21 protein-coding genes and 2 pseudogenes are annotated in these 26,277 nt (G+C 72.6%); 14 read left to right on the forward strand and 9 right to left on the reverse strand.

Annotated elements, in window-relative coordinates:
- The 5 genes and pseudogenes from NWP09_RS03940 to NWP09_RS13530 form a co-directional block, all read left to right on the forward strand.
- A partial coding sequence (locus NWP09_RS03940; RefSeq protein ID WP_258274237.1) for a DNA polymerase occupies positions 1-556 on the forward strand: 556 nt, incomplete at its 5' end.
- Between the two features lie 38 nt (positions 557-594).
- On the forward strand, positions 595-2,037 hold the full coding sequence (locus NWP09_RS03945; RefSeq protein ID WP_258274238.1) for a GuaB1 family IMP dehydrogenase-related protein: 1,443 nt from the start codon (positions 595-597) through the stop codon (positions 2,035-2,037).
- 89 nt (positions 2,038-2,126) lie between these two features.
- Positions 2,127-3,449 carry a hemolysin family protein gene (locus NWP09_RS03950; RefSeq protein ID WP_258274239.1) on the forward strand — a complete coding sequence of 441 codons (1,323 nt, stop codon included), beginning with the start codon at positions 2,127-2,129 and terminating at the stop codon, positions 3,447-3,449.
- A complete protein-coding gene (locus NWP09_RS03955; protein ID WP_258274240.1) occupies positions 3,446-4,486 on the forward strand; it encodes a hemolysin family protein in 1,041 nt (346 codons plus the stop codon). The genes NWP09_RS03950 and NWP09_RS03955 overlap by 4 nt, the downstream gene beginning before the upstream one ends.
- Before the next feature lie 191 nt (positions 4,487-4,677).
- Positions 4,678-5,376 (forward strand): annotated as a pseudogene (locus NWP09_RS13530) (glycosyltransferase 87 family protein); the annotation flags it as partial.
- 306 nt (positions 5,377-5,682) lie between these two features.
- Here NWP09_RS13530 and NWP09_RS03965 read toward each other — a convergent pair.
- Together NWP09_RS03965 and NWP09_RS03970 are read right to left on the reverse strand one after the other, a co-directional pair.
- Positions 5,683-6,894, reverse strand: a complete 1,212-nt coding sequence (locus NWP09_RS03965; protein WP_258274241.1) for a homoserine O-acetyltransferase — start codon at positions 6,892-6,894, stop codon at positions 5,683-5,685.
- Between the two features lie 19 nt (positions 6,895-6,913).
- On the reverse strand, positions 6,914-8,293 hold the full coding sequence (locus tag NWP09_RS03970) for a bifunctional o-acetylhomoserine/o-acetylserine sulfhydrylase (protein WP_258274257.1): 1,380 nt from the start codon (positions 8,291-8,293) through the stop codon (positions 6,914-6,916).
- Positions 8,294-8,379: 86 nt separating this feature from the next.
- On the opposite strand from NWP09_RS03970, the gene NWP09_RS03975 reads away from it, so the two are divergent.
- Complete coding sequence (locus tag NWP09_RS03975; RefSeq protein ID WP_258274242.1) at positions 8,380-9,153, forward strand: SDR family NAD(P)-dependent oxidoreductase; 774 nt, start codon at positions 8,380-8,382, stop codon at positions 9,151-9,153.
- Between the two features lie 31 nt (positions 9,154-9,184).
- Here the strand turns inward: NWP09_RS03975 and NWP09_RS03980 are convergent, their stop codons facing one another.
- Both NWP09_RS03980 and NWP09_RS03985 read right to left on the reverse strand, forming a co-directional pair.
- The gene (locus NWP09_RS03980; RefSeq protein ID WP_258274243.1) at positions 9,185-9,535 is read right to left on the reverse strand and encodes a YciI family protein; all 351 of its coding nucleotides are present in this window, start codon (positions 9,533-9,535) and stop codon (positions 9,185-9,187) included.
- A gap of 32 nt (positions 9,536-9,567) precedes the next feature.
- A complete protein-coding gene (locus tag NWP09_RS03985; RefSeq protein ID WP_258274244.1) occupies positions 9,568-11,016 on the reverse strand; it encodes an MFS transporter in 1,449 nt (482 codons plus the stop codon).
- A gap of 61 nt (positions 11,017-11,077) precedes the next feature.
- On the opposite strand from NWP09_RS03985, the gene NWP09_RS03990 reads away from it, so the two are divergent.
- A complete protein-coding gene (locus tag NWP09_RS03990; RefSeq protein WP_258274245.1) occupies positions 11,078-11,866 on the forward strand; it encodes a ZIP family metal transporter in 789 nt (262 codons plus the stop codon).
- Between the two features lie 351 nt (positions 11,867-12,217).
- Here NWP09_RS03990 and NWP09_RS03995 read toward each other — a convergent pair whose 3' ends face one another.
- The gene (locus NWP09_RS03995) at positions 12,218-13,777 is read right to left on the reverse strand and encodes a DUF222 domain-containing protein (protein ID WP_258274246.1); all 1,560 of its coding nucleotides are present in this window, start codon (positions 13,775-13,777) and stop codon (positions 12,218-12,220) included.
- A 155-nt stretch (positions 13,778-13,932) separates the two neighbouring features.
- On the opposite strand from NWP09_RS03995, the gene NWP09_RS04000 reads away from it, so the two are divergent.
- From NWP09_RS04000 to mutM, 4 genes are read left to right on the forward strand one after another with little or no spacing between them, the layout of a single operon-like run.
- The gene (locus NWP09_RS04000; RefSeq protein ID WP_258274247.1) at positions 13,933-14,463 is read left to right on the forward strand and encodes a DUF177 domain-containing protein; all 531 of its coding nucleotides are present in this window, start codon (positions 13,933-13,935) and stop codon (positions 14,461-14,463) included.
- Positions 14,464-14,466: 3 nt separating this feature from the next.
- Complete coding sequence (rpmF, locus tag NWP09_RS04005; protein ID WP_258274248.1) at positions 14,467-14,670, forward strand: 50S ribosomal protein L32; 204 nt, start codon at positions 14,467-14,469, stop codon at positions 14,668-14,670.
- Between the two features lie 22 nt (positions 14,671-14,692).
- Entirely contained in the window at positions 14,693-15,382 is a 690-nt protein-coding gene (gene rnc, locus NWP09_RS04010) for a ribonuclease III (RefSeq protein ID WP_258274249.1), read from the forward strand.
- Between the two features lies 1 nt (position 15,383).
- Complete coding sequence (gene mutM / locus NWP09_RS04015) at positions 15,384-16,289, forward strand: bifunctional DNA-formamidopyrimidine glycosylase/DNA-(apurinic or apyrimidinic site) lyase (RefSeq protein ID WP_258274250.1); 906 nt, start codon at positions 15,384-15,386, stop codon at positions 16,287-16,289.
- A 444-nt stretch (positions 16,290-16,733) separates the two neighbouring features.
- On the opposite strand, the gene NWP09_RS04020 is transcribed toward mutM, so the two are convergent.
- Positions 16,734-19,079, reverse strand: coding sequence for an AAA family ATPase (locus tag NWP09_RS04020; protein WP_258274251.1), 2,346 nt, complete (start codon positions 19,077-19,079; stop codon positions 16,734-16,736).
- Between the two features lie 358 nt (positions 19,080-19,437).
- Here NWP09_RS04020 and NWP09_RS04025 point away from each other — a divergent pair.
- Both NWP09_RS04025 and NWP09_RS04030 read left to right on the forward strand, forming a co-directional pair.
- Positions 19,438-19,584: pseudogene (locus NWP09_RS04025) on the forward strand (DNA-formamidopyrimidine glycosylase); the annotation flags it as partial.
- Positions 19,585-19,705: 121 nt separating this feature from the next.
- Complete coding sequence (locus NWP09_RS04030; RefSeq protein WP_258274252.1) at positions 19,706-20,338, forward strand: DUF2461 domain-containing protein; 633 nt, start codon at positions 19,706-19,708, stop codon at positions 20,336-20,338.
- Between the two features lie 122 nt (positions 20,339-20,460).
- Here NWP09_RS04030 and NWP09_RS04035 read toward each other — a convergent pair whose 3' ends face one another.
- Genes NWP09_RS04035 through NWP09_RS04045 form a run of 3 tightly spaced genes read right to left on the reverse strand, consistent with a single transcriptional unit; the run spans position 20,461 to position 24,076 of the window.
- The gene (locus NWP09_RS04035) at positions 20,461-21,879 is read right to left on the reverse strand and encodes an aldehyde dehydrogenase family protein (RefSeq protein ID WP_258274253.1); all 1,419 of its coding nucleotides are present in this window, start codon (positions 21,877-21,879) and stop codon (positions 20,461-20,463) included.
- Positions 21,876-23,000, reverse strand: coding sequence for a GNAT family N-acetyltransferase (locus tag NWP09_RS04040; protein ID WP_258274254.1), 1,125 nt, complete (start codon positions 22,998-23,000; stop codon positions 21,876-21,878). The genes NWP09_RS04035 and NWP09_RS04040 overlap by 4 nt, the downstream gene beginning before the upstream one ends.
- On the reverse strand, positions 22,997-24,076 hold the full coding sequence (locus NWP09_RS04045) for a GNAT family N-acetyltransferase (protein WP_258274255.1): 1,080 nt from the start codon (positions 24,074-24,076) through the stop codon (positions 22,997-22,999). The genes NWP09_RS04040 and NWP09_RS04045 overlap by 4 nt, the downstream gene beginning before the upstream one ends.
- A 123-nt stretch (positions 24,077-24,199) precedes the next feature.
- Between NWP09_RS04045 and NWP09_RS04050 the strand changes: the two genes are divergently transcribed.
- A partial coding sequence (locus tag NWP09_RS04050; protein ID WP_258274256.1) for a chromosome segregation SMC family protein occupies positions 24,200-26,277 on the forward strand: 2,078 nt, incomplete at its 3' end.

A 26,277-nucleotide genomic window follows, 5' to 3' on the forward strand; every position in this document is an offset into this window, starting at 1 on the left:
CTACCAGGGGCTCGTCGACCGCGGGGTCGTCGCGACGCGCGAGCAGGCGAAGCTCGGCATGCTCGGGGCGCTCTACGGCGGCACGCGGGGCCAGTCGGCGCTCGTGCTGCCGCGGCTCGAGCGCGCCTACCCTCGCGCGATGGCGGCCGTCGAGAGCGCGGCCCGGGCGGGGGAGCGGCGCGAGCGGGTGCGCACGTGGCTCGGCCGCACGTCGCCCGAGCCGCCGCGCTGGCGCGACGACGAGCGGGGCGCGAGCCAGGCGCGGGCCTGGGGCCGCTTCACGCGCAACTTCGTCGTGCAGGGCACGGCGGCCGAGTGGGCGCTCGCATGGATGGCCGGCGTCCGCCGGGCGATCGCCGGCGTCGAGGGCGCGGCGCTCGTGTGCTTCCTCCACGACGAGGTCATCGTGCAGGCGCCCGAGGCAGAGGCGGATGCCGTGGCCGACGCCGTGCGGGAGGCCGCGGCGCTCGCGGGCCGGGTGCTCTTCGGCGACTTCCCCGTCGACTTCCCGGTGCAGGCCGCGGTCGTGCGCGACTGGGGGCAGGCGAAGGGCTGACGAGGAGCGCGCGGCCGCTCCCGGCCTACCCTGGAGCCATGCGCTTCATCGACGACGTCCCGGAGCACGACCTCACGTACTCCGACGTCTTCCTCGTCCCCAGCCGCAGCGACGTCGGATCCCGCATGGCGGTCGACCTCGCGCCCGACGACGGCACGTCCGCGACGCTGCCGATCGTCGCGTCGAACATGAACTCGGTGACCGGTCCGCGCATGGCGGCGACGCTCGCGCGCCGCGGCGGGCTCGCGGTGCTCACGCAGGACCCGCCGCTCGAGGAGACCGTCGCGTCGATCGCGTGGGTCAAGGCGCAGCCCGTGGACCTCGAGTCCCCGCATCGCGCCGGTCCCGGCGATGTCGTGCAGGACGTGCTCGAGCGGGTCCCGGCGATCAAGGGCCACGCGGTCGCGGTCGAGGACGCCGACGGGCAGCTGCTCGGCGCGATCCCCGCCGAGCGGCTCGGCCACGCCCTGCCGGACGCGAAGCTCGGCGACCTGCTCCACTCGCACCTGCCGGAGCTCGCGCCCGCCGACGCCGCGGACGGCCGCGCGATGTTCGCGGCGCTCGAGCGCGAGGGCGTCGAGGTCGCACCGGTCGTCGTCGACGGCCGCGCGATCGGCTTCGCGTCGCGACTCGGGGCGCTGCGCCGCGACATCTACCGGCCGGCGCTCGACGAGGGCGGGCGGCTGAGCGTCGCGGCCGCCGTCGGCATCAACGGCGACCCGGGGGCGAAGGCGGCCGCGCTGGTCGAGGCGGGCGCCGACGTGATCGTCGTCGACACCGCGCACGGCCACCAGGAGGGCATGCTGCGCGCGCTCGAGTCGGTGCGCGCGGCGGTCGGCGACGACGTGCCGGTCGCGGCGGGCAACATCGTCTCCTCCGACGGCGCGCGCGACCTCGTGGCCGCCGGCGCATCCATCCTCAAGGTCGGCGTGGGGCCGGGCGCGATGTGCACGACGCGCATGATGACCGCGGTCGGCCGCCCGCAGTTCTCCGCGGTCCTCGACACGTCGACGACGGCGATCGAGCTCGGCGCGCGGGTGTGGGCGGACGGCGGCGTGCGCTACCCGCGCGACGTCGCCCTCGCGCTCGCGGCGGGCGCGTCGAGCGTCATGATCGGCTCGTGGTTCGCGGGCACGATCGAGGCGCCCGGCCGGCTCCAGCGCGATGCGCAGGGACGGCTCTTCAAGGAGTCGTGGGGCATGGCCTCGACGCGCGCGGTCGTCGGCCGCTTCGGGCAGCTCGACGCGTACGAGCTCGCGCGCAAGCAGCTCTTCGCCGAGGGCATCTCGTCGTCGACGATCCTGCTCGACCCGGCGCGGCCGAGCGTCGAGGACCTCGTCGACATGATCACCGCGGGCGTGCGCTCGTCGTTCACGTACGCGGGCGCCGACACCGTCCCCGCGTTCCGCGAGCGAGCGCGCGTCGGGGTGCAGTCGGCGGCCGGCTACGAGGAGGGCAAGGCGCTGCCGGTGTCGTGGTGACGGCCCCGGATGCGCCCGAACCCGGTCCCCTAGGATGTCGCCGTGAACGACGACCACAGTCATAGTCCGCGGCCGGAACCGATCCGTTGATGGATGCGCTGCTCATCGCCATCGGCGTCGTCCTCACGATCGGGACCGGCCTCTTCGTCGCGAGCGAGTTCGCGCTCGTCAACCTCGACCGCGCAGACCTCGAGGCCCGCCGCGACCGCGGCGAGCGGCGCCTCGACGGCACCATCGCGGCGCTGCGCCACACCTCGACGCACCTCTCGAGCGCGCAGCTGGGCATCACGCTCACGACGCTCCTCACGGGCTACACGATGGAGCCGGCGATCTCGCGCCAGCTCACGCCCGTGCTCGTCGGTGCCGGGCTCGCCGAGAGCTTCGCCGCCCCGCTCTCGAGCATCATCGCCGTGACCGCCGCGACGATCCTGTCGATGATCGTCGGCGAGCTGGTGCCGAAGAACCTCGCGCTCGCGAAGCCGCTCGGCACCGCGGTCGCCGTCACACCGTTCCAGCGCGCGTTCACCGCGGTCTTCAAGCCCGCGGTGCTCGCCCTCAACGGCTCCGCGAACGGCATCCTCCGCTCGATCGGCATCGAGCCCAAGGAGGAGCTCTCGGGCGCCCGCACGGCCGACGAGCTCTCCACCCTCGTGCGCCGCAGCGCCATGGAGGGCGCGCTCGACGTCGGCGCCGCGACGCTGCTCGCGCGCACCCTCCGCTTCGCGGAGCTCTCGGCCGGTGACGTCATGACTCCGCGGCCGCGCGTGCAGGCGCTCGAGCGCTCCGCGTCGGTCGCCGACCTCGTCGCGCTCGCCCATCAGACGGGCCTCAGCCGCTTCCCGGTGATCGACGGCGACCTCGACGAGGTGCTCGGCATCGCGCACGTCAAGCAGGCGATCTCCGTGCCGCGAGAGCGGCGCGCCGACGTGCCGGTCGCGGCGATCGCCGAGGAGCCCCACCGCGTGCCCGAGTCGGTGCACCTGGACGCGCTGCTGTCGGACCTCAAGGAGCGCGGCTACCAGATGGCGATCGTCGTCGACGAGTACGGCGGCACGGCGGGCATCGCGACCCTCGAGGACCTCGTGGAGGAGGTCGTCGGCGAGGTCTCCGACGAGCATGACCGGATGCACGTCGAGGTCGTGCGCGGGCCGGGCTGGGTCACGTTCCCGGGCGCGTTCCGCCCGGACGAGCTGCTCGAGCGCGCTCGGGTCGTCGTGCCCGACGAGGGGCCGTTCGAGACGATCGGCGGCTTCATCATGGCCGAGCTCGGCAGGCTGCCCGTCGTGGGCGACACCGTGCGGGTCGAGGACGGCACGCTGCGAGTCGAGCGCGTCGACGGCCGCCGCGTCGACCGGGTGCGGTTCGTCCAGGACCCGGACGCGGTCTCCGAGCGCGGGGAGGGGGAGCGATGAGCGACTGGCTCGGCATCATGTGGCTCGTCATCCTGCTCGCGGCGAACGCGTTCTTCGTGGGCGCCGAGTTCGCGGTCATCTCCGCGCGGCGCAGCCAGATCGAGCCGCTCGCCGACCGCGGCAACCGCGCGGCGAAGCTCGCGCTGTGGGCGATGGAGCACGTCTCGCTCATGCTCGCGATGTGCCAGCTCGGCATCACGATCTGCTCGCTGCTCATCCTCAACGTCTCCGAGCCCGCGATCCACCACCTGCTCGAGGGCCCGCTCGAGTGGACGGGCCTGCCGCCCGAGGCGGTCTCGATCGTCGCGTTCGTCATCGCACTGCTGCTCGTGACCTACCTCCACGTCGTGCTGGGCGAGATGGTGCCGAAGAACGCGGCGTTCTCGGTGCCCGATCGCGCCGTGCTGCTGCTCGCGCCGCCGCTCGTGCTCGTCTCGCGCGCCTTCAAGCCGGTCATCTGGGCGATGAACGCGCTCGCGAACGGCATCCTCCGGCTCGTCCGCGTGCAGCCGGTCGACGAGGCGGCGAGCACCTTCACGATCGACGAGGTCGAGACGATCGTCGAGACGTCGAAGCGCGAGGGGCTCCTGTTCGACCCGACGGGCGCGATCTCGCGCACGTTCGAGTTCACGGAGCGGCGCGTGCGCGACGTCGCCCTGCCGCTCGACGAGATCGTCACGCTGCCGCTCGGAGCGACCCCGGCCGACCTCGAGGCGGCGGTGCGCGAGCGCGGCTTCTCGCGCTACGTCGTGGCGGATGCGGAGGGCCAGCCGGGCGGGTACGTGCACGTGAAGGACGTGCTCGGCGCCGACGACGACGACATGGACGTGCCCGTGCCGGCCAAGCGCATCCGCCAGCTCGCCTCGATCTACCAGGAGTCGGAGCTCGAGGACGCCCTCGCGCTCATGCGCTCGACCGGCGCGCACATCGCGCGCTCGTTCGACGCGAACGGCGACACGACGGGCCTGCTCTTCCTCGAGGACATCATCGAGGAGCTCGTCGGCGAGGTCCGCGACGCGACGAGGAGGCTGTTCTGACCCTGCCGCCCACCGTGCCGCCCTCGCTGCCGCGCGGCTGGGCGTGGCTCGCCTTCGGCGGCGTCCACGCCCTGCTGGCGATCCTGTGCATCCCGAGCGTCTCGGACGCGTACGGCGACGTGCTGTCCGTCTACACGTCGTGGCTCGAGCGCGGCCTCGCGGGCGACTGGCTCGGCATCGACAGCCCGTGGGTGTACCCGCTGCTCGCGTGGGTCCCCATCCTGCTCGCGGGCGTGCTCGGAGCGGATGCGCTGCCGGTCGTGTGGATGCTGGTCGTCACGGCGCTCGACGCGGTCGCGTTCGCGCTGCTGCTGCGGCTGCCGCGCGGCGGCGCGATGGCGCTCGTGTGGCTCGGGCTGCTGCTCGCGCTCGGGCCCGTCGCGCTCGCCCGCATCGACACGGTCGTGGTCGCGCTGAGCATCATCGCGATCGTGGCGCTGCGCGGCGGCCGGCCCGGTGTCGCGGCGGCCGTCTTCACCGCGGCGGCGTGGATGAAGGTGTGGCCCGGTGTGCTGTACCTCGCGCTGCTCGTCGTGCGGCGCGAGCGGATGCGCGTGCTCGCGGCGGGCGCGCTCGTCACGGGTGCGGTGATCGTCGTCGCGGCGCTGCTCGGCTCCGGCCACGCGCTCTCGTTCCTCGTCGCGCAGGAGGATCGCGGCCTGCAGATCGAGGCGGTCGCGGCGACCCCCTACATGTGGCTCGCGGGCGGCGGGCTCGCGCACGTGTCCTTCGACCGCGAGATCTACACGTTCCAGGTCGCCGGGGATGGCGTGCGCACGGTCGCGGCGCTCGCGACGCCGGTGCTCGTCGGCGGCGTCGTCGCGCTCGTCGCGGTGGGGGCGCTCGCGGTGCGGCGCGCGCACGGGCGCGAGGCGATCGTGTGGCTCGCGCTCGCGCTCGTCGAGGTCATGATCGTCACGAACAAGGTCGGCTCGCCGCAGTTCGTGCTGTGGCTGCTCGTGCCGGCGCTGCTGCTCGTGGAGGCCGGTGCGCGGCGCCACTGGGTGGGCGTCGCCGCGATCGGGCTGGTCGCGGTGCTCACGCACGTGCAGTTCCCCTGGACGTACGACGCGCTCGTGGCCGCGCATCCGGCCGCCGTCGCGCTGCTGACGGCGCGGAACCTCGTGCACGTCGCGCTGCTCGTCGGCGCGGTCGCGATGCTCGTGCGGGCGGCGCGCGTCGGCACGCTCGGCGCGTCAGCCGAGGAGCGTCGCGAGCAGGTCGCCGACGCGGCCCGACTCGATGAGGAAGGCGTCGTGCCCGAAGCCGCTCTCGAGCACGACCGGCTCGGCACCCGAGACGCTCGTGGGGATGCCTGACGCGAGCCGCTGCTGGTCGGCGACGGGGAAGAGCCGGTCGCTCGAGATGCCGACGACGAGCGTGGGCGCGGTGATGCGCTCGAGCGCCGCCTCGACGCCGCCGCGACCGCGGCCGACGTCGTGCGTCGACATCGCGTCGACGAGCCGCACGTAGGAGCCGGCGTCGAAGCGCCGCGTGAAGCGGTTGCCGTGCACGTCGAGGTACGACTCGACCTGGAACCGGCCGCCCTGCAGCGGGTCGACGCTCGACTGCCACTCGCGGCGGAAGCGCTCGTTGAGCTCGTGCTGCGAGCGGTAGCCGAGCATCGCCATGCGGCGTGCCAGGGCGAGTCCGCGCGCGGGCCCCGCGTGGCCGGGCAGGTCGTAGAAGTCGCCGCCGAGCCAGCCGGGGTCGGTCGTGACCGCCTCGATCTGCAGCGAGTTCTGCGCGATCTGGTCGGCGCTCGTCGCCGCGTTCGACGCGAGCAGCGCGGCCGCCCCCACGCGCTCGGGGTGCGTCACCGCCCACTCGAGCGCGTGCATGCCGCCCATCGAGCCGCCGACGACCGCGTGCCAGCGGCGGATGCCGAGCTGGTCGGCGAGGCGGCGCTGCGCCTCGACCTGGTCGCGCACCGTCACGCGCGGGAAGCGGGAGCCCCACTCGGTGCCGTCGGCATGGAGCGAGGCGGGCCCCGTCGAGCCCTGGCAGCCGCCGAGCATGTTGGGCGCGACGACGAAGAAGCGGTCGGTGTCGATCGCGGCGCCGGGGCCCACGACGTCCTCCCACCAGCCGGCGGTCGCGTGGCCCGGTCCGGCCGGGCCGCGCACGTGGCTGTCGCCGGTGAGCGCGTGGAGCACGAGCACGGCGTTGCCGGCGTGCTCGTCGAGGCGACCCCACGTCTCGAACGCGAGCACCGCATCCGCCACCTCGCCCCCGGCCTCGGTGCGCACGTCGCCGATGCGCGCGAAGCGGCGGTCGCCCGGGTCGTCGCCGGGCCGCCAGGCGCCCGTGACGGGCACCGGCCGGGCCTCGGGCCCCGCCTGCTCGAGCAGGCGCGCGGCGGGCACCCGGGCGGCGGGCTGCGCGTCGTCGCTCAGCTGCCAGTCCACGGGTGCCCGCCCCTGCCCGTCAGGCGTTCGCCGCGAGCTCGGCCGACTTCGCGGCGGCGGCCTCGAGGCCGCGGCCCAGGTCGGCGATGAGGTCGTCGACGTGCTCGATGCCGACCGACAGCCGCACGAGGCCGGGCGTGACGCCCGCGCTCAGCTGCTGCTCGGGCGTGAGCTGCGCGTGCGTCGTCGAGGCGGGGTGGATGACGAGCGAGCGCACGTCGCCGATGTTCGCGAGGTGGCTGAAGAGCTCGAGCGACTCGACGAGCGCCTTCCCCGCCTCGACGCCGCCGCGCAGCTCGAACGAGAGCACGGCGCCGGTGCCCCGCGGCGCGATCTGCCGGCCGCGCTCGTGCCACGGGCTCGACTCGAGCCCCGCGTAGTGCACGGCGGCGACCTGCGGGTGCGCCTCGAGGAAGCGGGCGACGGCGGTCGCGTTCGCGACGTGGCGGTCGAGGCGCAGCGAGAGCGTCTCGATGCCCTGCAGCAGCTGCCACGCGGTGTCGGGGGAGGAGGATGCGCCGACGTCGCGCAGGAGCGTCACGCGCGCCTTGAGGATGTAGGCGATCGCGTCGCCGAGCGCCTCGGTGTACGTGACGCCGTGGTACGACTCGTCGGGGGTCGTGAGGCCCGGGAACCGGTCGGACTTCGACCACTCGAATCGGCCGCCGTCGACGATGGCGCCGGCGACGACGGAGCCGTGGCCGCCGAGGAACTTCGTCGCCGAGTGGACGACGATGTCGGCGCCGTGCTCGAGCGGGCGGATGAGGTAGGGCGTCGCGATCGTGTTGTCGACGATGAGCGGAACGCCGCCCTCGTGCGCGACGCCGGAGACGCCTGCGATGTCGAGCAGGTTGATGCGCGGGTTGCCGATCGTCTCGGCGAAGAGCGCCTTGGTCTCGGGGCGGATGGCGCGGCGCCACTCGTCGAGGTCGTCCTGGTCCTCGACGAAGGTCACGTCGATGCCGAGCTTCTTCAGGGTGAAGTTGAAGAGGTTGTAGGTGCCGCCGTAGATCGACGAGGACGACACGATGTGGTCGCCGGCCTCGGCGATGTTGAGGATCGCGTAGGTGGTCGCTGCCTGGCCCGACGCGAGCAGGAGGGCGGCGGTGCCCCCCTCGAGCGCGGCGAGGCGCTGCTCGACGACGTCGTTCGTCGGGTTCATGATGCGCGAGTAGATGTTGCCGAGCTCCGCGAGGCCGAACAGGCGGGCCGCGTGCTCGGTGCTGTCGAAGACGTAGGAGGTCGTGCGGTAGACGGGCGTGATGCGCGCCTTGGTGGTGGGGTCGGGCTGTGCGCCCGCGTGCACCTGGAGGGTCTCGAACTTCCAGTCGCTCATGGTGTTCTCCTTGCGGGTCGATGCGGGGCTGGTCTCGCTCCATCGTCGGCCGGGTCGGCCGATCGGGCCAGCGGGGCGCGTCGCACGGCGTAACACTCGCAGTCCGCGCGGAGTGGCGCGGGCCGCTCGGAGCCTGCTTGCATGGCGGCATGAGCGAGAAGCGGTTGGTCGTCACGGGGGCATCGAGCGGCATCGGGGAGGCGGTCGCGCGGCAGGCGGTCGCGCGCGGCTGGCGGGTGCTCGCGGTCGCGCGCCGTGCCGAGCGGCTCGAGGCGCTGCGGCGCGACACCGGGTGCGAGATCCTCGCGGTCGACCTCACCGACGAGGCCGACATCACGCGGCTCGCGGAGGCGGCGGCCGCGTTTCGCCCCACGGGCCTCGTGCAGGTCGCCGGCGGCGCGAAGGGCGCGGCGCCCGTCGCCGAGACGTCGATCGACGACTGGCGGTGGATGTTCGAGGCGAACGTCATCGGCACGAAGCGCGTCGTGGACGCGCTGCTGCCGCTGCTGCGCGACTCCACGCGCGACGGCTCCTACGCCGAGATCATGGTCGTCACCTCCATCGCGGCCACGGTGCCCTACACGGGCGGCTCGGGCTACAACGCCGCGAAGTCGGCCGAGAAGCAGCTCGTCGACGTGCTGCGGCTCGAGCTCGCGGGCGAGCCGATCCGCGTGATGGAGGTCGCGCCCGGCATGGTCTGGACCGAGGAGTTCAGCCTCGTGCGCTTCGAGGGCGACAAGGAGAAGGCGGATGCGGTCTACAAGGACGTGCAGGACCCGCTCTCGGCCGACGATGTCGCACGGGTGATGACCGACATCCTCGCCCTCCCCGGGCACGTGTCGGTCGACGAGACGATCATCAAGCCCGTCGCGCAGACGCACCCGTGGATCGTCCACCGCGGCCCGCTCGCCGCGAAGGCCTGAGCGCTCGCCCCGCGGCGTGCGGTGGCCGCCGCTACGGCTCCGGGATGGTGCCGCCGCTATGGACGCGGCGCACCTCGACGCCGCCGCTGCCGCGGATGACGGGGTTGGTGCCGGCGAGCGCGAGCGCGGCGTCCTCGTCGGCGGCCTCGATCACGTACACGCCGGCGACCGCGTGGGGCGCGTCGATGAACGGGCCGTCGGCGACGCCGTCGGGGCGGATCGTCTTCGCGAGCGCCCGCGGCGTGAACGCGTAGGCCGCGCGCATCGCGCCGGATGCGGCGAGCTCATCCCCGTGTCCGTCGGGCTCGGCGAGGTCGGCCTCGGTCGCGTCGAGCGCGTGCGCGGAGTCGTCGGCGTAGATCAGCACCGCGTAGAGCGGCATGGGTCCTCCTCGGGCGGTCTGGGCGTCGGGTGTCAGGTGTCGCGGGTGGATGCGGCGGGCGCGATCTCCGGCGCCGGCTCCGGATCGGCGAAGGCGAGCCGCGGGACCGCGATGAGGCTCGCGGCGGCGACGAGCGCGGTCACGCCGCAGATGATCCAGACGGCGATGTAGCCGCCGAGGCTCGCGGCGGTGCCGATCGCGCCGACCGCGAGCACGATCGCGAAGATCGAGGACGCGAACGAGCCGCCGATCGTCTTCGTCGTGTTCGTCATGCCGGTCGCGACGCCGGTCTGCCCGCGCGGCGCAGCGGCGGCGGCCGCCGCTGGCAGGGCGCCGACGAGCGCACCGGAGCCGACACCGGCGATGGCCATGCACGCGAAGACCTGCCCGATCTCGAGGTGGAAGGGCACGAGCAGCAGGTAGCCGATGCCGACGAGCGCTGCCGCGGCGATGAGCAGGAGGCGAGGGCGGATGCGCGACGAGAGCGCGGCGAGCGCGGCCGCGCCTGCGATGAGCGAGAGCAGGTAGACGCCGATGAGCAGTGACCGGCCCGTCGCATCCAGCCCCAGGCCGTAGCCGAGCGACGGGTCGGTGCCGGCGTAGGTCGCGAGCGGCGTCTGGGCCCCGAGCAGGCTGACGCCGACGAGGCCGGCGGTGAGCTGCACCGGCCACATGGACGGCTGCCGCATGACGCGGAGGTCGATCGCCGGGTCGTCCTTGCCGAGCACCCAGCGTCCGAAGGGCAGCAGCAGCGCGACGCCGACCAGCATGACGGCCCATCCCCACCAGGCACCCGCACCGCCGAGCTTCAGGAATGTGAGGCCCGACGTGATGGTGAGGAGCGAGAGGGCGAGGAGCACGAAGCCGCCGGCGTCGAGCGAGCGATCCGGGAGCGGCTCCGACTCCGGCACACCCCACAGGATCGCGAAGAACGTGAGCGTCACCATCGCTGCCGGCACCATGAGGGTCGGCGGCATCGCCTCGCCGAACGCGGCGAGCGCGGCGGCGGAGCCGAGGGCTCCGACGATGGCGCCGGCCTCGAGCGCGATCACCAGGAGTCCCGCCGCGCGCCGCGTCGTGGCGGCGGCCACACCGGAGCGTCGGCCGCGGTCGAAGATGAGGGCGACCTCGAGCGGCAGCCACACGGCGTATGCGCCTTGGAGCGAGAAGGCGACGAGGTAGCTCCAGAAGTCGCCGGCGAACGCCATCCACCAGCTCGCGGCAGCGGTGAGCGCCGTCGAGAGGAGGAGCATGCGCTTGTGGCCGTGCATGTCGCCGAGCTTCGCGAGGAGCGGCACCACGAGCGCCGACAGCAGCAGCTGCCCTGCCTCGAACCAGTTGACGTCGGCGTCGGTCACGTCGAGGTGGCGGGCGATGTCGGGCGTGAGCGTCACGTACCAGCCCTGCAGCACGCCGCTCGTCAGCTCGACGCACACGAGCCAGCCGATGAGGGCCAGGGGCACCGCGCGCGACGTCGACACGCGTGCATCATCGCATTCGTTCGGGGCGTGCGCGGCGCACCCTGCGGACGTACGCTGAGGCATGGCGCAGTCGCTGCTGTTCGGCATCGTCGCCTCGAGCGCGCTCATCATCGGGGCTGCGATCGGGATGCGGTTCGAGCTCCCGAAGCGGGCGCTCGCCATCCTGCTGTCGTTCGCGGCGGGTGCGCTCGTCACGGCGCTCGCGTTCGAGCTCTTCGAGGACGCCTACGAGATGGGCGGCATCTGGCGAGCGGCGCTCGGGCTCATCGTCGGCGCGCTCGTGTTCACGATCCTGAGCGCGCTGCTCGACCGCGCCGCGCAGCCGGGCAGGGGCGCGCCCGCCGACGAGGTGCGCGGCAGCGCGAAGCTCGACACCGATGCCGCGGCGGCGGATGCGCGGGCCACGAAGGCGTCGACGCGCGGTGCCGCCGGCCTCGCGCTCCTCGCGGCGGTGACGCTCGACGGGGTCCCGGAGAACGTCGCGCTGGGCGTCTCGCTCACCGAGGGCTCCGGCGGCCTGGCGCTGCTCGCCGCCATCTTCGTGTCGAACCTGCCCGAGGCGCTCGTGGGCGCGTCGTCGATGAAGGAGCAGGGCATGTCGAACGGCAAGGTGCTCGGCCTGTGGTCGATCTGCGCGGTGCTGCTCGTCGGTGCCGTGGTGGTCGGCGCCGGTCCGCTCGCGACCGCCGAGGCCGAGACGATCTCGCTGCCGCTCGCGTTCGCCGCCGGTGCGGTGATCGCCTCGCTCGCCGACACCCTCATGCCCGAGGCGTACGAGCACGGCGGCCCCGCCGTCGCGATGAGCACAGCGGCGGGCTTCGTGCTCTCGTTCGTGCTCTCCCTCGCCTAGCCAGACCGACGTCGCGGGCGGCAGCACGCGCCTGCGGCCCGGCGTCGATCGGGGCAGGCAGGGAGTGCGTTGAGGAGGGGTCGGGTCAGGCAGGGAATGCGCTCGGCGCAGTCACGTCGGGCGGGAACGCGTCGGGAAGGGTAGCTCGGGCAGGAAGGAGTCGCGGCGACTGGGTCGTCGGATGCGGAACGCGCCCGGCTGGTGAGCGCGTGCCGGGCGATGGGGCCCGTGGAGACTGCGTCAAGCGGGGAGCGCCCGGAGCGGGTGCGCGTGTCGGCGGACGCGCGACCGCGCCGCGATGGCAGCCGGCAGTGCCTCCAGTGGGCGGTGACCGAGCCGGCCGCGGCCCGGTCAGGCGGGAATGGTGCTGGGGGAGCAGGTGCAGTCGGTCAGGTGCGCCCATGGCGGGTCGCTCGCGGTGCACCGTGCTGGTTCGTCGGACGGGGTGCCCCAGTAGTCGGCGCTGCGGTCTCGGAACGCGGGCCCGGCGGGTTCGGGTTCGTCGGTGAAGATCCGGCCGGTGGGGCTGGTCCATTCGAGGACGCCGGCGTCCAGCTGCTGGACGGTCCAGGCGGTGGCGTGCTTCATCGTGTGATGGCGCCGGCACAGGTGCGCGAGGTTCGAGTGCGCGGTGGCGCCGCCGTCGGCGTGGTCGCGGGTGTGGTCGGTGTCTGCCCGGGAGACGGCGTTGGCGCAGCCGGGCCACCGGCAGCGGCCGTCGCGGTGACGGAGCCAGCGGCGCATGGCGCGGGTGGGCCGGTAGGTGTCGACGGCGACGGGGACGCCGGTGACCGGGTGGGTGAAGAGGCGTTCCCACACGACCGTCTCCGCGGCGAGGGCGCGCACGGTCGCGGCGTCGACGAGCGCCCCGCCCTCGAGCGCCCCCGAGAACCGCAGCGCGGGTTCGTCGGCGTCGTCGGTGTCGTTGAGCAGCTCGGTGGCGGGGATGGTCACCGTGATCGTCGCGGTGATCGGGTTGGTGCCGTGCAGGTCGTCGGGCGTGCGCCCGGTCAGCAGCAGCTCGGCGAGCGCGTCGGCGCGGTACTGGGCGAAGGTGCGCGGGTCGTCCTTCGGCTTCTTCCTCGCTGCCTGGGTGGCGCGGTCGAACGCGCCGGCGGCGACGACGCTGGAGGTCAGCAGCGAGAGCACCGCCATGCCGTCGCCGGCGTCGGCCACCCACGCGTCGCGCCGTGCGCGGGCGGCGTCATGGCGGCGCTGCAGCGGATCGGTCATCGCGCGGTCGACGATCCGCCTCGCCCGCGACCGCAGCTGCGATGGCGTGACGCGCTCGGCGATGTCGACCAGTTCCGCCTCCACCGCCGCCCGGTCGGCGGGGTCGACGTGCGGGTCGGTGCGCAGCGCCTCCGTCGCCTGCTCGATCGCCCGCAGGTGCGTGCCGGTGATGCGACCGGCCTTGTGGGCGGCGTGCGCGGCGGGCAGGTCGCTGACGGTGGCGAAGGCCTCGGTCAGGCGCCGCTCCATCGCCCGGTCCGAGAGCCGCAGCTCGGACGCGAGCACGGAGGCGGATTCCTTCACGGCCATGCCGATGTCGCCGCCGCGCTCGCGCAGCCGCTCCATGCGGGCGGCGAGCAGCTCGCGCTGCTCGGCCTCGAGCCGGGCGCGGCACTGCTCGATGGCCTTCATACGCGCGGCGAGCTCAGCCTCCTCGCGCAGCAGCGCGGACCGCTCGTCGAGTGGGACGGTGCCGGGCAGCGGCGGCACCTGCATGCGGCCGGCGATGACCTCGTCGATCTCTGCATCGGTCAGCGCAGCGAGCCGCTCGCCCCACTCCCGGTCGTACGCGGCGAGCTCGTCCTCGAGCTCGGCCGCGGTGCGGCCGTGCGGGTCGATCGCGCCGGCACGGATCGACGCGATGTACTCCTCCGCATCGAGCCCGCCCCACGCATCCATGCAGGCATGCAACCACGCACCACTGACACGCGAAGCCTCGTCGGAGGGGGCTGTGGAGAGGCCTCGACTCACAAGGAGGGGCGCCTGGAGAGAGGGCTCTGAGCGACCGGTCGTAGGATGGTCGCATGCCCACCACGCATCCGTTCACGCTGTCCGTGCGCGACATCGTGCACAAGCCTGGCCGCATGCGCGAGGTCGAGGAGACCGCTCCCTTCGGCGAGAAGGTCGGGGAGGGGCTCGCCGCAGTGCTGCCCGACCAGCCCATCGAGCTCGACGCGCGGCTCGAGAGCGTGCACGAGGGCATCCTCGCGACCGGTCGGGCGAGCGTCACGGCCCTCGCGACGTGCTCGCGGTGCCTCATCGAGTTCGACCTCGACCTCGATGTCGACTTCGTCGAGCTGTTCGCGTATGATGGTGCGTCGGAAACCGACTACCTCGTGGTCGACGAGTCTGTCGACCTGCTTCCGGTGGTCCGGGACGCGGTCGTGCTGGCACTGCCGTTCCAACCGGTCGACCGACCGGACTGTGCGGGGCTCGACCCCGAGACAGGGGAACGGCTGGAGCCCGGCACCGTCCACGTGCCGACGGAGACCATCGATCCTCGGTGGGCAGCGCTCCAGGGTTTCGCATCAGACGTGTCCGGCGACGAGCCGGAAGAGGGCGCGCAGGCGCCGAAGAAGGAGTGAGCAATGGCTGTTCCCAAGAGGAAGATGTCGCGGTCGAACACCCGCGCGCGCCGTTCGCAGTGGAAGGCCGTCGCGCCCAAGCTCGTGAAGACCATCGAGGGCGGCAAGACCGTCTACAGCCTTCCGCACCGCGCGAAGGTCGTCGAGGACTCGGCCGGCACGGCGCTGTACATGGAGTACAAGGGCCGCAAGGTCGCCGACGTCTGATCCTCCAGGGATCATCCGCCGCATGACGGACGAGCGCCGACTGCTCGAGCAGCTCGGGGTCGAGATCGACCCCGAGCTGCTGTCGTTGGCGCTCACGCACCGCTCGTGGGCGTACGAGCACGGCGGCGTGCCGCACAACGAGCGGCTCGAGTTCCTCGGCGACTCCATCCTCGGCCAGGCGATCACGATCGAGCTCTACCGCCGCTTCCCCGACGTGCCGGAGGGCGAGCTCGCGAAGCGGCGCGCCGGCGTCGTGTCGATGAACGCCCTCGCGGAGGTCGCCCGGGGCATCGGCCTCGGCGAGCACATCCTGCTCGGCAAGGGCGAGGCCGCGTCCGGCGGCGCCGACAAGCCCTCGATCCTCGCCGACACGCTCGAGGCGCTCTTCGGTGCCGCGTTCCTCTCGGCCGGGCACCGCGCATCCGCCGACCTCGTGCTGCGGCTCGTGGGCCCGCTGCTCGACGACCCGGCTCGCGCCGGCGCCGCGCTCGACCCGAAGACGGCGCTGCAGGAGCTCGCGGTCGCGCAGGGCAGGGGAGCGCCCGCGTACGTCGTCGAGGCCGCCGGGCCCGACCACGCGCGCACCTTCACCGCGACCGTGCTCATCGACGACGACGCCGTCGCGACGGGTACCGGCACGAGCAAGAAGGTCGCCGAGATGGCCGCGGCGCTCGAGGCGCACCGGCTGCTGAGCGCACCCGCCGTAGCCTGACGTGCCCGAGCTGCCCGAGGTCGAGGTCGTGCGCGCCGGGCTCGCGCCGGCGGTCACGGGCGCGCGCGTCGAGGGCGTCGAAGTGCTCGACGCGCGCTCGATCTCGCGCCACGACGGCGACGCTGCCGCGTTCGAAGCTGCGCTCACCTGGCGCACGCTCGGCATGCCCGCGCGGCGCGGCAAGTTCCTGTGGGTGCCGATCGAGGGGCCGGGCGAGGCGGCGGATGCGCTGCTCGCGCACCTGGGGATGTCCGGCCAGGTGCTCGTCCGGGAGCCGGGCGCAGCGCCCGACCGCCACACGCGCATCCGGCTGCTCATCGACCAGCCGTCGCTCCACGCCGCCGGCCGGGGCACGCTCGAGATCCGCTTCGCCGACCAGCGGATCTTCGGGGGGCTCGCGGTGCGGCCGCTCGTCGCCGACGAGGGCGGCGCCGCGGTGCCCGACCAGGCCGCGCACATCGCCCTCGATCCGATGGATGCGCGCTTCGACGCATCCGCCGTCGCCCGCCGCCTGCGCCGGCGGCGTCAGGGCGTGAAGGCGGCGCTGCTCGACCAGACCCTCGTGTCGGGCATCGGCAACATCTACGCCGACGAGGCGCTGTGGCGCAGCCGCCTGCACTACGCGACCCCGGGGGAGCGGCTGACGCAAGCGCGGGCGCTCGCGCTGCTCGCCGACGTGCGCGACGTGCTCGAGCAGGCGCTCGCCGAGGGCGGCACGTCGTTCGACGCGCAGTACGTCAACGTCAACGGGCAGGCGGGCTACTTCGAGCACCGGCTGCACGCCTACGGCCGCGGCGGGCAGCCATGCCACAGGTGCGGCGCGCTCATGGTGCGCGAGCCGTGGGCGAACCGCTCGTCGACGCGCTGCCCGCGCTGCCAGCGGCGGCCGCGGGGCATCGCGGTCTGAGGCGGCTGCCCCGTTACCGGTGCGGTACTGCGACCGTACGGGAGCGGTTCATGAACCGTTCGAGCTTCTACTTTCCGCGGTGTCGGAGCCTTCGGAGGACAGCAAGTCAACAGCGGTAGTACTCGTCGGGGTTTTCGTCGACTTCGCGCACGAAAGCTTCGTCTTATTTCTGGCACGGCGGGGAATAGATTCCCAGCGAGACGCGGTCAGACTTGACAAGCTTTCTGAGTCAATCGTGTGAGCCACCTTGACCTTATTGCCGTTCGTTCAGTTCCATAAACGCGACCTGATGATTTCGAGAGCACGTGCGGTCTTGTCGACGGGGCATACTTGAACAGCGCACGGTTTCGGAATTTCGGAGGACGTTCGGAGAGCATCCCACGCACCCCTGCGGGAACAATCGCGGCGAGGCCCGGTAAACCAATCAACCTCCGATCCGCGGGGCTAGGAGCTGAGCGCGAACAGCTCGGACTCGTCTATACCTAGTGCTTCGCACATTGCGGACAGATGCTTCGGATCATTAGCGCGAATGAGCAAGAAGAGCGATCTGAGCACGACCGTTGCCTCACTTGGATCGATCATCGCTGAGACATTTCCTTCTTCGTTGTGCGAGTAAGCATGCAGGTAGCGTTCGACGTGGGTGCGAATACTCGCGTCATTCACCGCGTCGATCGCCGCTTTCATGCCGAGGTGAAACTTGCCGATGTATTGCGGGAAGCGGAAGCTGAGGAACGCCTCCAGCATCTTCCGCGCTGCGTTGGGTGCGAGCGCGAGGAGGTCCATGCGCTCCGCCAAGCTGAGATCGGGCTTCGCATCGTTGACCGATTTCGCGACACGCGCGAACAGGAAATGGTAGAGCGACCGAAGTCTGCTGGACTGCCGGAGATCAGAAGTCCAGGGGTCAAGCTCCGGAGCGCGACGGGGTGCGGTGGATCCTGCGGGGCGATGTCGCATACGAATCTCGTGGATAGTGTATCCGCCGAGGACGTGCCGCCCTGCACCTTCGAGCTGGACGACCCACTGCCGGAACAACTCGAAGTTGTGCGTGAGCAAGAAGACTTGACTGGCGTAGGTTTTCTCTACGAGTGCGGACCAGAGGAACGACGAGATCCCGAAGAGGATCCCCTCGTCCATGCTCGACACTGGATCGTCGATCACCACGATGGGCGCGTCGCCGGCCAGAACCCCTTCTCGGATGCTCGCGAGGAAGTGCAGGAGCGCGATGGCTGTCCGCTCTCCCTCGCTCAGATGGGTAGCGGGCATGCCCGCCCGTTCAATTCGGTAATGCTTGCCATCGTCGCTCGGCGCGAAGGCGAGCTCCGAACGACCAAGCAGGCGCGCCACACTTCCCGTCAGTTCGGCAGCTTGCGGGACCGGGTCAGCATCGAGGTTGCTGAGCGAGATGTTTCGTTGGCCAAGGTCTCGCAACTCATCCTCGAGGGACGTTGCCTTCTCGTTCAGTTCGCGAGTTAAGCCCGCGAGCCGGTCATATTCGTCGGCGAGTGCCTTGACTCGGGCCAGCTCTACTCGGCGAGCAGCTGCCGAAGCTTCCTTCTCATGCGCCAGACGGCGCCTTTCGTGTGTGGCGACCACCTCGGCGACAGCACGAAGGGTCGGCGTGTCTGTCGTAGTGAGATCATGTTCTGGAACGGCAAAAGGGTTCGATCGCTTGGCACTGAGAAGTCCCTCAAGCTCGGAGACGACTCGCTGGTAGCGGTCGACCTGGTCTTGGACCTCGCTCCGCGCCGTTCGCAGCGCTCCCGCCAGGTCGGGGTAAAGGTCGCCATCGCGAGGCATGCTGTCCGCGAGTTTGGTCGCGCTCTGCCTGCATCCCTGCAAGTGAACAAGCTGGGCGTCGATGCGGGCTTGCAGGTCTGTCACCGACCGGTCGAAGTGAGCCGCGAGGGCGGCTCGACGCTCCGCTGAGATCTCGTTGCCGCAGAACAGGCATTCAATCTCGTGTTCGTGAAGTTGCAGACCGCGTTGAACCCACTCGGCTCCGGCGGGATTCTCGGCGAGCTGATCGAGAGGTCGCGACGTGACGTCGGCTTTCAGAAGCGCTTCTGACTCTCGAAGGATCTCGCCGACGCTCGTCAGGCTTCCTTCGAACAATGCTGTGTAGGAGCGGGGTGCGCTCGATGTGGCTAGTCCTCTGTCGGCCGCGACGTCAGTTGATGCCGAGTCGAAGACCGTCCGGTCGCCCACCAGCAGGTTGCGTACGTTTCTGCGGGTGTAGGTGTTCGTTCCGCGATAAGTGGCGACGGGGGAACTGCGCAGGTCGTCGACAATGTGTCCGGCGACCTCTGTCATGCGTCGTTCGACCTCCGCTTCGGCGGTCTTGGCAGCAGCTCGTGCTTCGGCCGCTTTGGGCTCGATCTCGGCTCTGCGGTGCTCCACTTCAGCCAGCTCGAGCTCCGCGTCGACGTTCGCCTTACCTAGCGTAAGGAGGCTGTCGGAGCGCGGGCCCTGGCTGTCGTCGAAGCGCAGGTTCTCATGGACATACTCCGCGTTGAAGACCTGAACGCGGCTCCAGAACCCCTCGGTCGCATGCGTCACCGTGCTTTCGACGCCGTCGATGGAGGCCGCGAGTTCGAGCTGTGCCCGTGCAGCCGCGGGATCTGATGCTGCACAGGATCGCAGAAGACTAGCGAGAGTGCTCTTTCCGCTGCCGTTGGTGCCGTAGAGCAGATTGACCCGGGCGAAATCATTTGCCCGCCGGTCATCGGTCCAGCGCTGGAAGACGCGATAGTCGTGGACTTTGCGGATACGGGTGATCGTTGCCTTCGTCACGGTTCTCCAGTGCAGCAGGGTTGAGCGCTGGCATGAGGCTAGCGCGCCGTTGACCATCTCACCGTCATGCGGTGTGTTCGGCGATCTTCAGAGATTGAGAGAAGTTTACGTTCGGGGTGGGCAGCCTTGCACCGTTGCGGAACCCTCAATCGGCGGGTCCGGATCATGAACCGGTCATCTCATTTTTGCCAGATCTGCCGGTGAAAACGACAGTCCAGTCGGGGTGCCTGCCGAGTCCGCGCCGACCCTCACGCGCAGGGTAGTTCCTCGCCGCCGGCGGCCTCGCTCCAAGACACCCGCCGGATGTCCCGAGAGTCGGCCAAAGCGGCAGGGTGAATGTCAATTGCTGATGTAGTGGGGTTACTTCGAGCACTCGCTGCACGCCTACGGCCGTTGCGGGCAGCCGTGCCACCGCTACGGAGCGACTATGGTGCAGGAGTCCTGGGCGAACCGCTCGTCGACGCGCTGCCCGCGGTGCCAGCGGCGGCCGCGCGCTGGAGCTTAGGAGCAAGGCCCTTTCGGGCCTTGCTCGCGACGCCAGCGCCGGGCCCCGTCCCGGGGCACGGGAGTCGGCATCGCGGTCTGACGCCAGGCTCCGCACGGAGGCGCGCTCCTAGACTGGATCGATGCCCTTCGACGGATTCAGCTCGGACGCGTTCGCCTTCTACGCCGACCTCGAGGTGCACAACGAGCGCTCGTGGTGGCTCGAGCACAAGCACCGCTACGACGAGCACGTGCGCGCGCCGTTCGAGGCGCTCGCCGAGGAGCTCGAGCCGATCGCGAGCACCGTCAAGGTCTACCGGCCCTACCGCGACGTGCGCTTCGCGCACGACAAGACGCCGTACAAGACGCGGCAGGGGCTCTTCGCGCAGCGCGCGCCCGGCATCGGCTGGTTCGTGAACCTCGACGCGTCGGGCATCTCGATGGGCGGCGGCTTCTTCGGCGACGCGTCGTTCACCAAGGCCTACCGGGCCGCCGTCGAGGCGCTCGCGCCCGGCACCGAGCTCGAGGGAGTCGTGCGCGAGCTCGAGGAGGCCGGCTACGAGCTCGGCGGCGAGCGCGTGAAGACGGCACCCCGGGGTGTCGACCCGGCGCATCCGCGCATCGAGCTGCTGCGCTACCGGTTCCTCACCGCGCGGCGGCGCCTCGCGCCCGAGCAGGCGGGCGGCCCCGAGCTGCTCGACGCGCTCTTCGACACCGTCGACCACCTGCAGCCGCTCGTGCGCTGGGCGGTCGCGAATGTCGCCCCGAAGCGCTGAGCCGCGCGGACGCTCGCTCCAGCGCAGAGTGTCGGCTCGTTACCGCCGCGGCGTCGCGGGAGAGCCACGAGGCGACACTCCCCGCCGAGCAAGTCGGCGCGAGGGCGGGAGGGCGCGGGCGCTCAGCCGAGCAGGCGCTTCGCGAGCCGTCCCCGCCGCCCGCTGAACGGCGGGTAGATCATGCGCAGCGTGTCGAGGCCCGTCGGCTTCGACAGCACGGCCTTGCGGTGGCTGAACGCGTCGAACGAGTGCTTGCCGTGGTACGCGCCCGAGCCGCTCTCGCCGACGCCGCCGAACGGCAGCGCCGCGGCGCCGGCGTGGGCGACCGCGATGTTGATGCCGAGCGCGCCCGACGAGGTCTCCCGCTCGACGCGGCGCACCGCATCCCGGTCCCGCGCGAACACGTAGAGGGCCAGCGGCTTCTCGGCATCCCGCATCGTCTCGATGAACCCGTCGACCCCGTCGACCGGCAGCACCGGCAGGATGGGCCCGAAGATCTCCTCCTGCATGACGGCGGATGCGTCGTCGACGTCGGTGAGGATCGTCGGCGCGACGAAGCGGTCGGCCTCGTCGACGTCGCCGCCGACGACCGCCGTGCCGCTCGCGAGCAGGCCGCGCAACCGCTCGAGGTGGCGACCGTTCACGATGCGCGCGAAGTCGGGGGAGGTCCGCGGGTCGCCGAGCTGCTCGGCCGTCGCTCGCCGCAGCTCTTCGACGAGCTCGTCGGCGACCTCGCGGTCGACGCGGATGTGGTCGGGCGCGACGCACGTCTGGCCCGCGTTCAGCCACTTGCCCCACGCGATGCGGCGCGCCGCAGCGGGGATGTCGGCGGACCGGTGCACGTAGGCGGGGCTCTTGCCGCCGAGCTCGAGCACCGTCGGAGTCAGGTGCTTCGCCGCGGCAGCCGCCACGACGCGTGCGACCCGAGCGCCGCCCGTGTAGAAGATGAGGTCCCAGCGCTGCTCGAGGAGGGCGGTCGTCTCGTCGACCCCGCCCTCGACGACCCGCACCGAGCGCGGGTCGAGGTGCTGCGGCGCGAGCTCGGCGAGCAGCGCCGACGTCGTGGGAGCGAGCTCGCTCGGCTTCACGACCGCGGCGCAGCCCGCGGCGATCGCCCCGACGAGCGGCGCGAGCGCGAGCTGCAGCGGGTAGTTCCACGGCGCGATGATGAGCGCGGCGCCGAGCGGCTCGGGCAGCGTCTTCGCGAACGCCGGCTGCAGCGCGAGCGGCGTCGCGAGCGGGGTCGCCGCCATCCAGCGGCGCAGGCTCCGCTTCGCAGCCCGCGCCTCGGAGACGACGAGGCCGATCTCGGTCAGGTGCGCCTCGATCTCGCTCTTGCCGAGATCGGCGGCGAGCGCCGCCTCCCACCGCGACGTGTGCTGCAGCAGCATCGCGATGAGCCCGTCGAGCTGCTGCGCGCGGTAGAGCCGCGGCCGGGTGACCCCTGTCGTGACCGCCTCGCGCAGCTCGGCGGCGAGGCCGTCGACGGCTGCGTCGGGTGCTGCCCCGGGGAGGGTGTCGGTCGTGGCGCGGTCGCTCATGCGCCCATGCTGGCAGTCCCGGCTGTGGGCTCCGCCTCGCCGAGCCGCTTCTGCCATGCGCCCTCAGCGGCGACCGCGACGAAGCCGAGCGCCTCGTTGACGGCGAGCATCGGCCGGTTCTCGGTCGCGTTCCAGGTGACGACGCGCGCTCGGTCGGGGTGGCGGCGCCCGAGCTGCAGCAGGTTCTCCGCCTTCACGAGCATGCCGAGCCGCCGGCCGCGGTGCTCGGCGTGCACGAGCGTGTCCTCCTGGAAGGCGGGACGACCAGGCGCGGGCAGCACGAGGATCGTGAACGCGACGGCCTCGCCGCTCGGGCGGTGCATCGCGACCGCCTGCAGGATGGTCTGCCCCGCCGCCATGAGCCGCGACTCGAGCCGCTCGACGCGCGCCGCGTCCCAGTGCTCGTCGTCGACCTCGAGCCCCGCGGAGGGCGCGTCCGTCGCCATGCGCGCGTGCAGCGCCGCCATCGCGTCGAGCAGCGCGGGCGGCGTCGCGCCCTGCCACGAGCGCGCCTCGTAGTCCTCGCCCGCGTGCGCGAGCGCATCCGCCCGGTGCCGCTCGAGCTCGCCGCGCGCCGCCTCGACGTCGAGCTCGGAGATGCGGTCGACCTGCTCGAGCCGGTAGCCGAGCGAGGTCGCGAGCCGCGCGGGCGCGTCGACGGCGATCTCGCCGTGCCCGTTCGCCGAGACGAGCCGCTCGTCGCCCTCAGCCGGCGGGCGGTGGTCGACCCAGCCCTGCAGCGTCGTCGCGCCGAGCTCGACCGCGACGCGCTCGATGCCCTCGGCGACCGCTCGGCCGATGCCGCGCCCGCGCGCAGCGGGGTCGACCCACGCCGACACGTAGGCGACGCGCGCGCCGTCCTCGCGGTTGATGGCCGTGATCGCCCGCGCGACGTCGAGGCCGCCCTCCGTGACGAGGAACCGGCGCACGACCTCGTCGTCGGTGTGCCGCAGGCTCGCGACGATCTCGTCGACCGTCGTGTCGTGCGCGTCGTCGCCCCAGTGCGCCTGCGTCACGCGGTTGGAGACGTCGACGTAGCGCGCGATGCGCGAGAGCGCGGGCTCGTCCAAGTCGTCGGCGGGCGCGGCGAGCTCGAGCCACTCGAGCTGCGGCGCGCTCACCGCAGGCCCTTCCGCTGCCACTGCGCCTCGTAGGCGACGGGCTCGAAGCCGCACGCCTCGTTCACGGCGAGCATGGGGCGGTTCTCCTCGGCGTTCCAGGTGACGATGCGCGTGAGCTCGGGGCGCAGCTCGCGCAGCCGCACCATGTTGTCGAGCTTCAGCAGCATGCCGAGGCCGTGCCCGCGGTGCGCCTTCGTCACGAGCGTGTCGTGCTGGCGCGCGACGTCGCCCGTCATGGGGAGGATGAGCGTCGAGAAGCCGGCGAGCTCGCCCGTCGCCCGCTCGCGGGCAGCGACGGTGAGCAGGGTGCGACCGCCGCCCTGCCTGCTCCGCTCGAAGGCCGCGAGCCGTGCGTCGTCCCACGTCTCGGGCTCCCACGCGAGGCCGGCGACGGGCGCGTCGACCGACATCCGCTCGTGCAGCATCCGCATGCCCGCGCGGTGCTCGGCGGGCGTCTCGCCGACCCAGCGCACGAGCTCGTAGCCGGGCGCGCGCTGGAGGGCAGCCGCGTGCCGCGCGGCGAGGTCGCTCAGCCGCGCGAGGTCGGCGACGCTCACGCGGTAGACCTGCTCGAGCTCGAAGCCGCGCGCGACGAGCGGCGCGACCTGCGGATGCGCGGGGTCGGCAGCGCCGTGCCCGGTGCGGGCGGTCACGGGGCCCGTGCGCGAGCCCGGCGACGAGGCGACGACCGTCGACCGGCCGAGCGCGCGCGCCTCGTCGACGCCCCGCGCCACGAGCGCCTCGGCGAGCTCGCCCTGCTCGGCGGCTGGCAGCGCGGGATCGAGCCGCATGCTGAGGTCGGCGACGTCGGTCGAGTCGATGAGGGTCGTGTAGACCGTGAGCGCGCCCACGAGCCGCTCGCCGCGCCATGCGTGCAGGACGTCGACGCGCTCCGTGTCGTCCGAGCGCAGCAGCGCGGCGAACTCGGGGAGGGTGTTGCGGTAGACGCCCTCGCCGAAGCGGGCGGCGTGGGCGCGCTCGTCGAGCTCGTGCGCGAGGCGCAGCTCGGCCTCCTGCTCGCCCGCGAGCGCGTCGTCGTCGGGCAGCGGCGCGAGGGGGCGGATGTCGATGCGCATGGGTCCTGCCGCTCTGCACCGGCGCCGTGCCGGCGGGCAGCCTTGCAGGATAGGGTCGCGCGCGCCTGGCGCGCAACACGCGAGGCGCCGACTACGGTGGTGCGAGCACGATCCGGGAGCCGCATGCACCTCAAGACCCTCACCGTCAAGGGCTTCAAGTCGTTCGCGCGCGCCACGACGTTCCAGTTCGAGCCCGGCGTCACGTGCGTCGTCGGGCCGAACGGCTCCGGCAAGTCGAACGTCGTCGACGCGCTCGCGTGGGTGATGGGCGAGCAAGGCGCGAAGACGCTCCGCGGCGGCAAGATGGAGGACGTCATCTTCGCGGGCACCGCGACGACCGGCCCGCTCGGCCGCGCGCACGTCGAGCTCGTGATCGACAACGCCGACGGTGCGCTGCCGATCGAGTACGCCGAGGTGCAGATCTCGCGCACGCTCTTCCGCAACGGCGGCTCCGAGTACGCGATCAACGGCGAGTCGTGCCGCCTGCTCGACGTGCAGGAGCTGCTGAGCGACTCGGGGCTCGGCCGCGAGATGCACGTCATCGTCGGCCAGGGCCAGCTCGACAGCGTGCTGCAGGCGACGCCCGCCGACCGCCGCGGGTACATCGAGGAGGCCGCGGGCATCCTGAAGCACCGCCGCCGCAAGGAGAAGACGCTCCGCAAGCTCGACGCGATGCAGGCCAACCTCACGCGCCTGCAGGACCTCACGGGCGAGATCCGCCGCCAGCTGAAGCCGCTCGGCCAGCAGGCCGAGATCGCGAAGGAGGCCGCGACGATCCAGGCGACCGTGCGCGACGCGCGCGCGCGGCTCATCGCCGACGAGGTCATCGGCCTCCGCGCCCAGCTCGAGGCGGCCGCGCGATCGGAGTCGGAGCGCAAGTCCGAGCGGATCGTGCTGCAGGAGCAGCTCGAGCAGGCGCGGCTGCGCGCGGCCCGCATCGAGGAGTCGATGGCGGGCGACGACGTCGACCGCGCCCGCACGACCGCCCACGCGCTCGAGCGCGAGCTCTCGCGCCTGCAGTCGCTCCACGCGCTCGCGGGCCAGCGCCTCGCCCTGCTCGAGGAGGCGCCCGAGGTCGGCGACGCGGGCCCGCTCGTGACGCCCGACATGGTGCAGGCGGCGCGCGACGAGGCGCTCGCGCTGCAGGACAGGGTGGCGGATGCGGAGGGTCGCCTCGCGAAGGCCGCCTCGGGGACCGCAGTGGCGCGTGCGAGCCTCGACTCGCTCGACGAGGAGATCGCCGCGCAGGCCGCGCTCGTCTCGAAGCACGACCTCGAGGCCGCGGGGCACCGCTCGAAGGTCGACGTCGCGCAGTCGACGCTCGCGGCCCGCGAGGCGGAGGTCGCGCGCCGGGAGGCGGCGCTCGCGAACGCCGAGCAGCGGCTCGCCGAGGCGACCGCCGCCACGGAGGAGCTCGGCGACGCCGAGGAGGCGGGCGACGCCGAGGCGCTCGCGGTCGCGTACCGCGCGGCCGACGAGCGGCAGGCGGCGCTCGCGGGCGAGCTCGAGGAGCGGCGCGACGCCCTGCACCGCGTCGAGCGCGAGCGCGACGCCCTCGCCGCCCGCGCATCCGCCCTCACCGTCGCGCTCGACTCGGGGAACGCATCCGCAGGCCTCATCGGCGCCGGCATCGACGGGCTCACGGGGCTCGTCGCCGAGCACGTGAAGGTCGCGAAGGGCTTCGAGGCGGCGATCGCGGCGGCGCTCGGCACGCTGGGCGAGGCGGTGCTCGCCGAGTCGCGGGGCGCCGCGGCGGCCGCCGTCGAGCACGCGCACGAAGCGCGGCTCGGCCGCATCGAGGCGGTCGTCGGCGACGCGGGCCGCATGCAGCCGCGCGTCGCAGACCTCGCCGGGGAGGGCGTCACCGGCGTCGTGCACGCCCCTTCCGTCGTCGATGCGCCCGAGGGCGTGCTCGGTCTCCTCGCCTGGACGTTCGTCGTCGACGACCTCGCGGCGGCGCAGGAGGCGGGGCCGCGCCTCGCCGACCTCGAGCTCGGCGGGCCGATCACCCTCGTGACGAGGCGCGGCGACTTCGTGAGCGAGCACCTGCTGCGCGGCGGCAGCGACGACAGTCAGTCGCGGCTCGAGCTGCTCGCCGAGCGCGACGCGGCCACCGAGCGGCTCGACGAGCTGCGCCGCGACATCGAGCGCGAGGCCGAGGCGCTCGAGCGCGCGCGGCAGGCGCACCAGCAGGCCAAGCG

The organism is Agrococcus sp. HG114, from assembly GCF_024723325.1.
Lineage (GTDB): Bacteria > Actinomycetota > Actinomycetes > Actinomycetales > Microbacteriaceae > Agrococcus.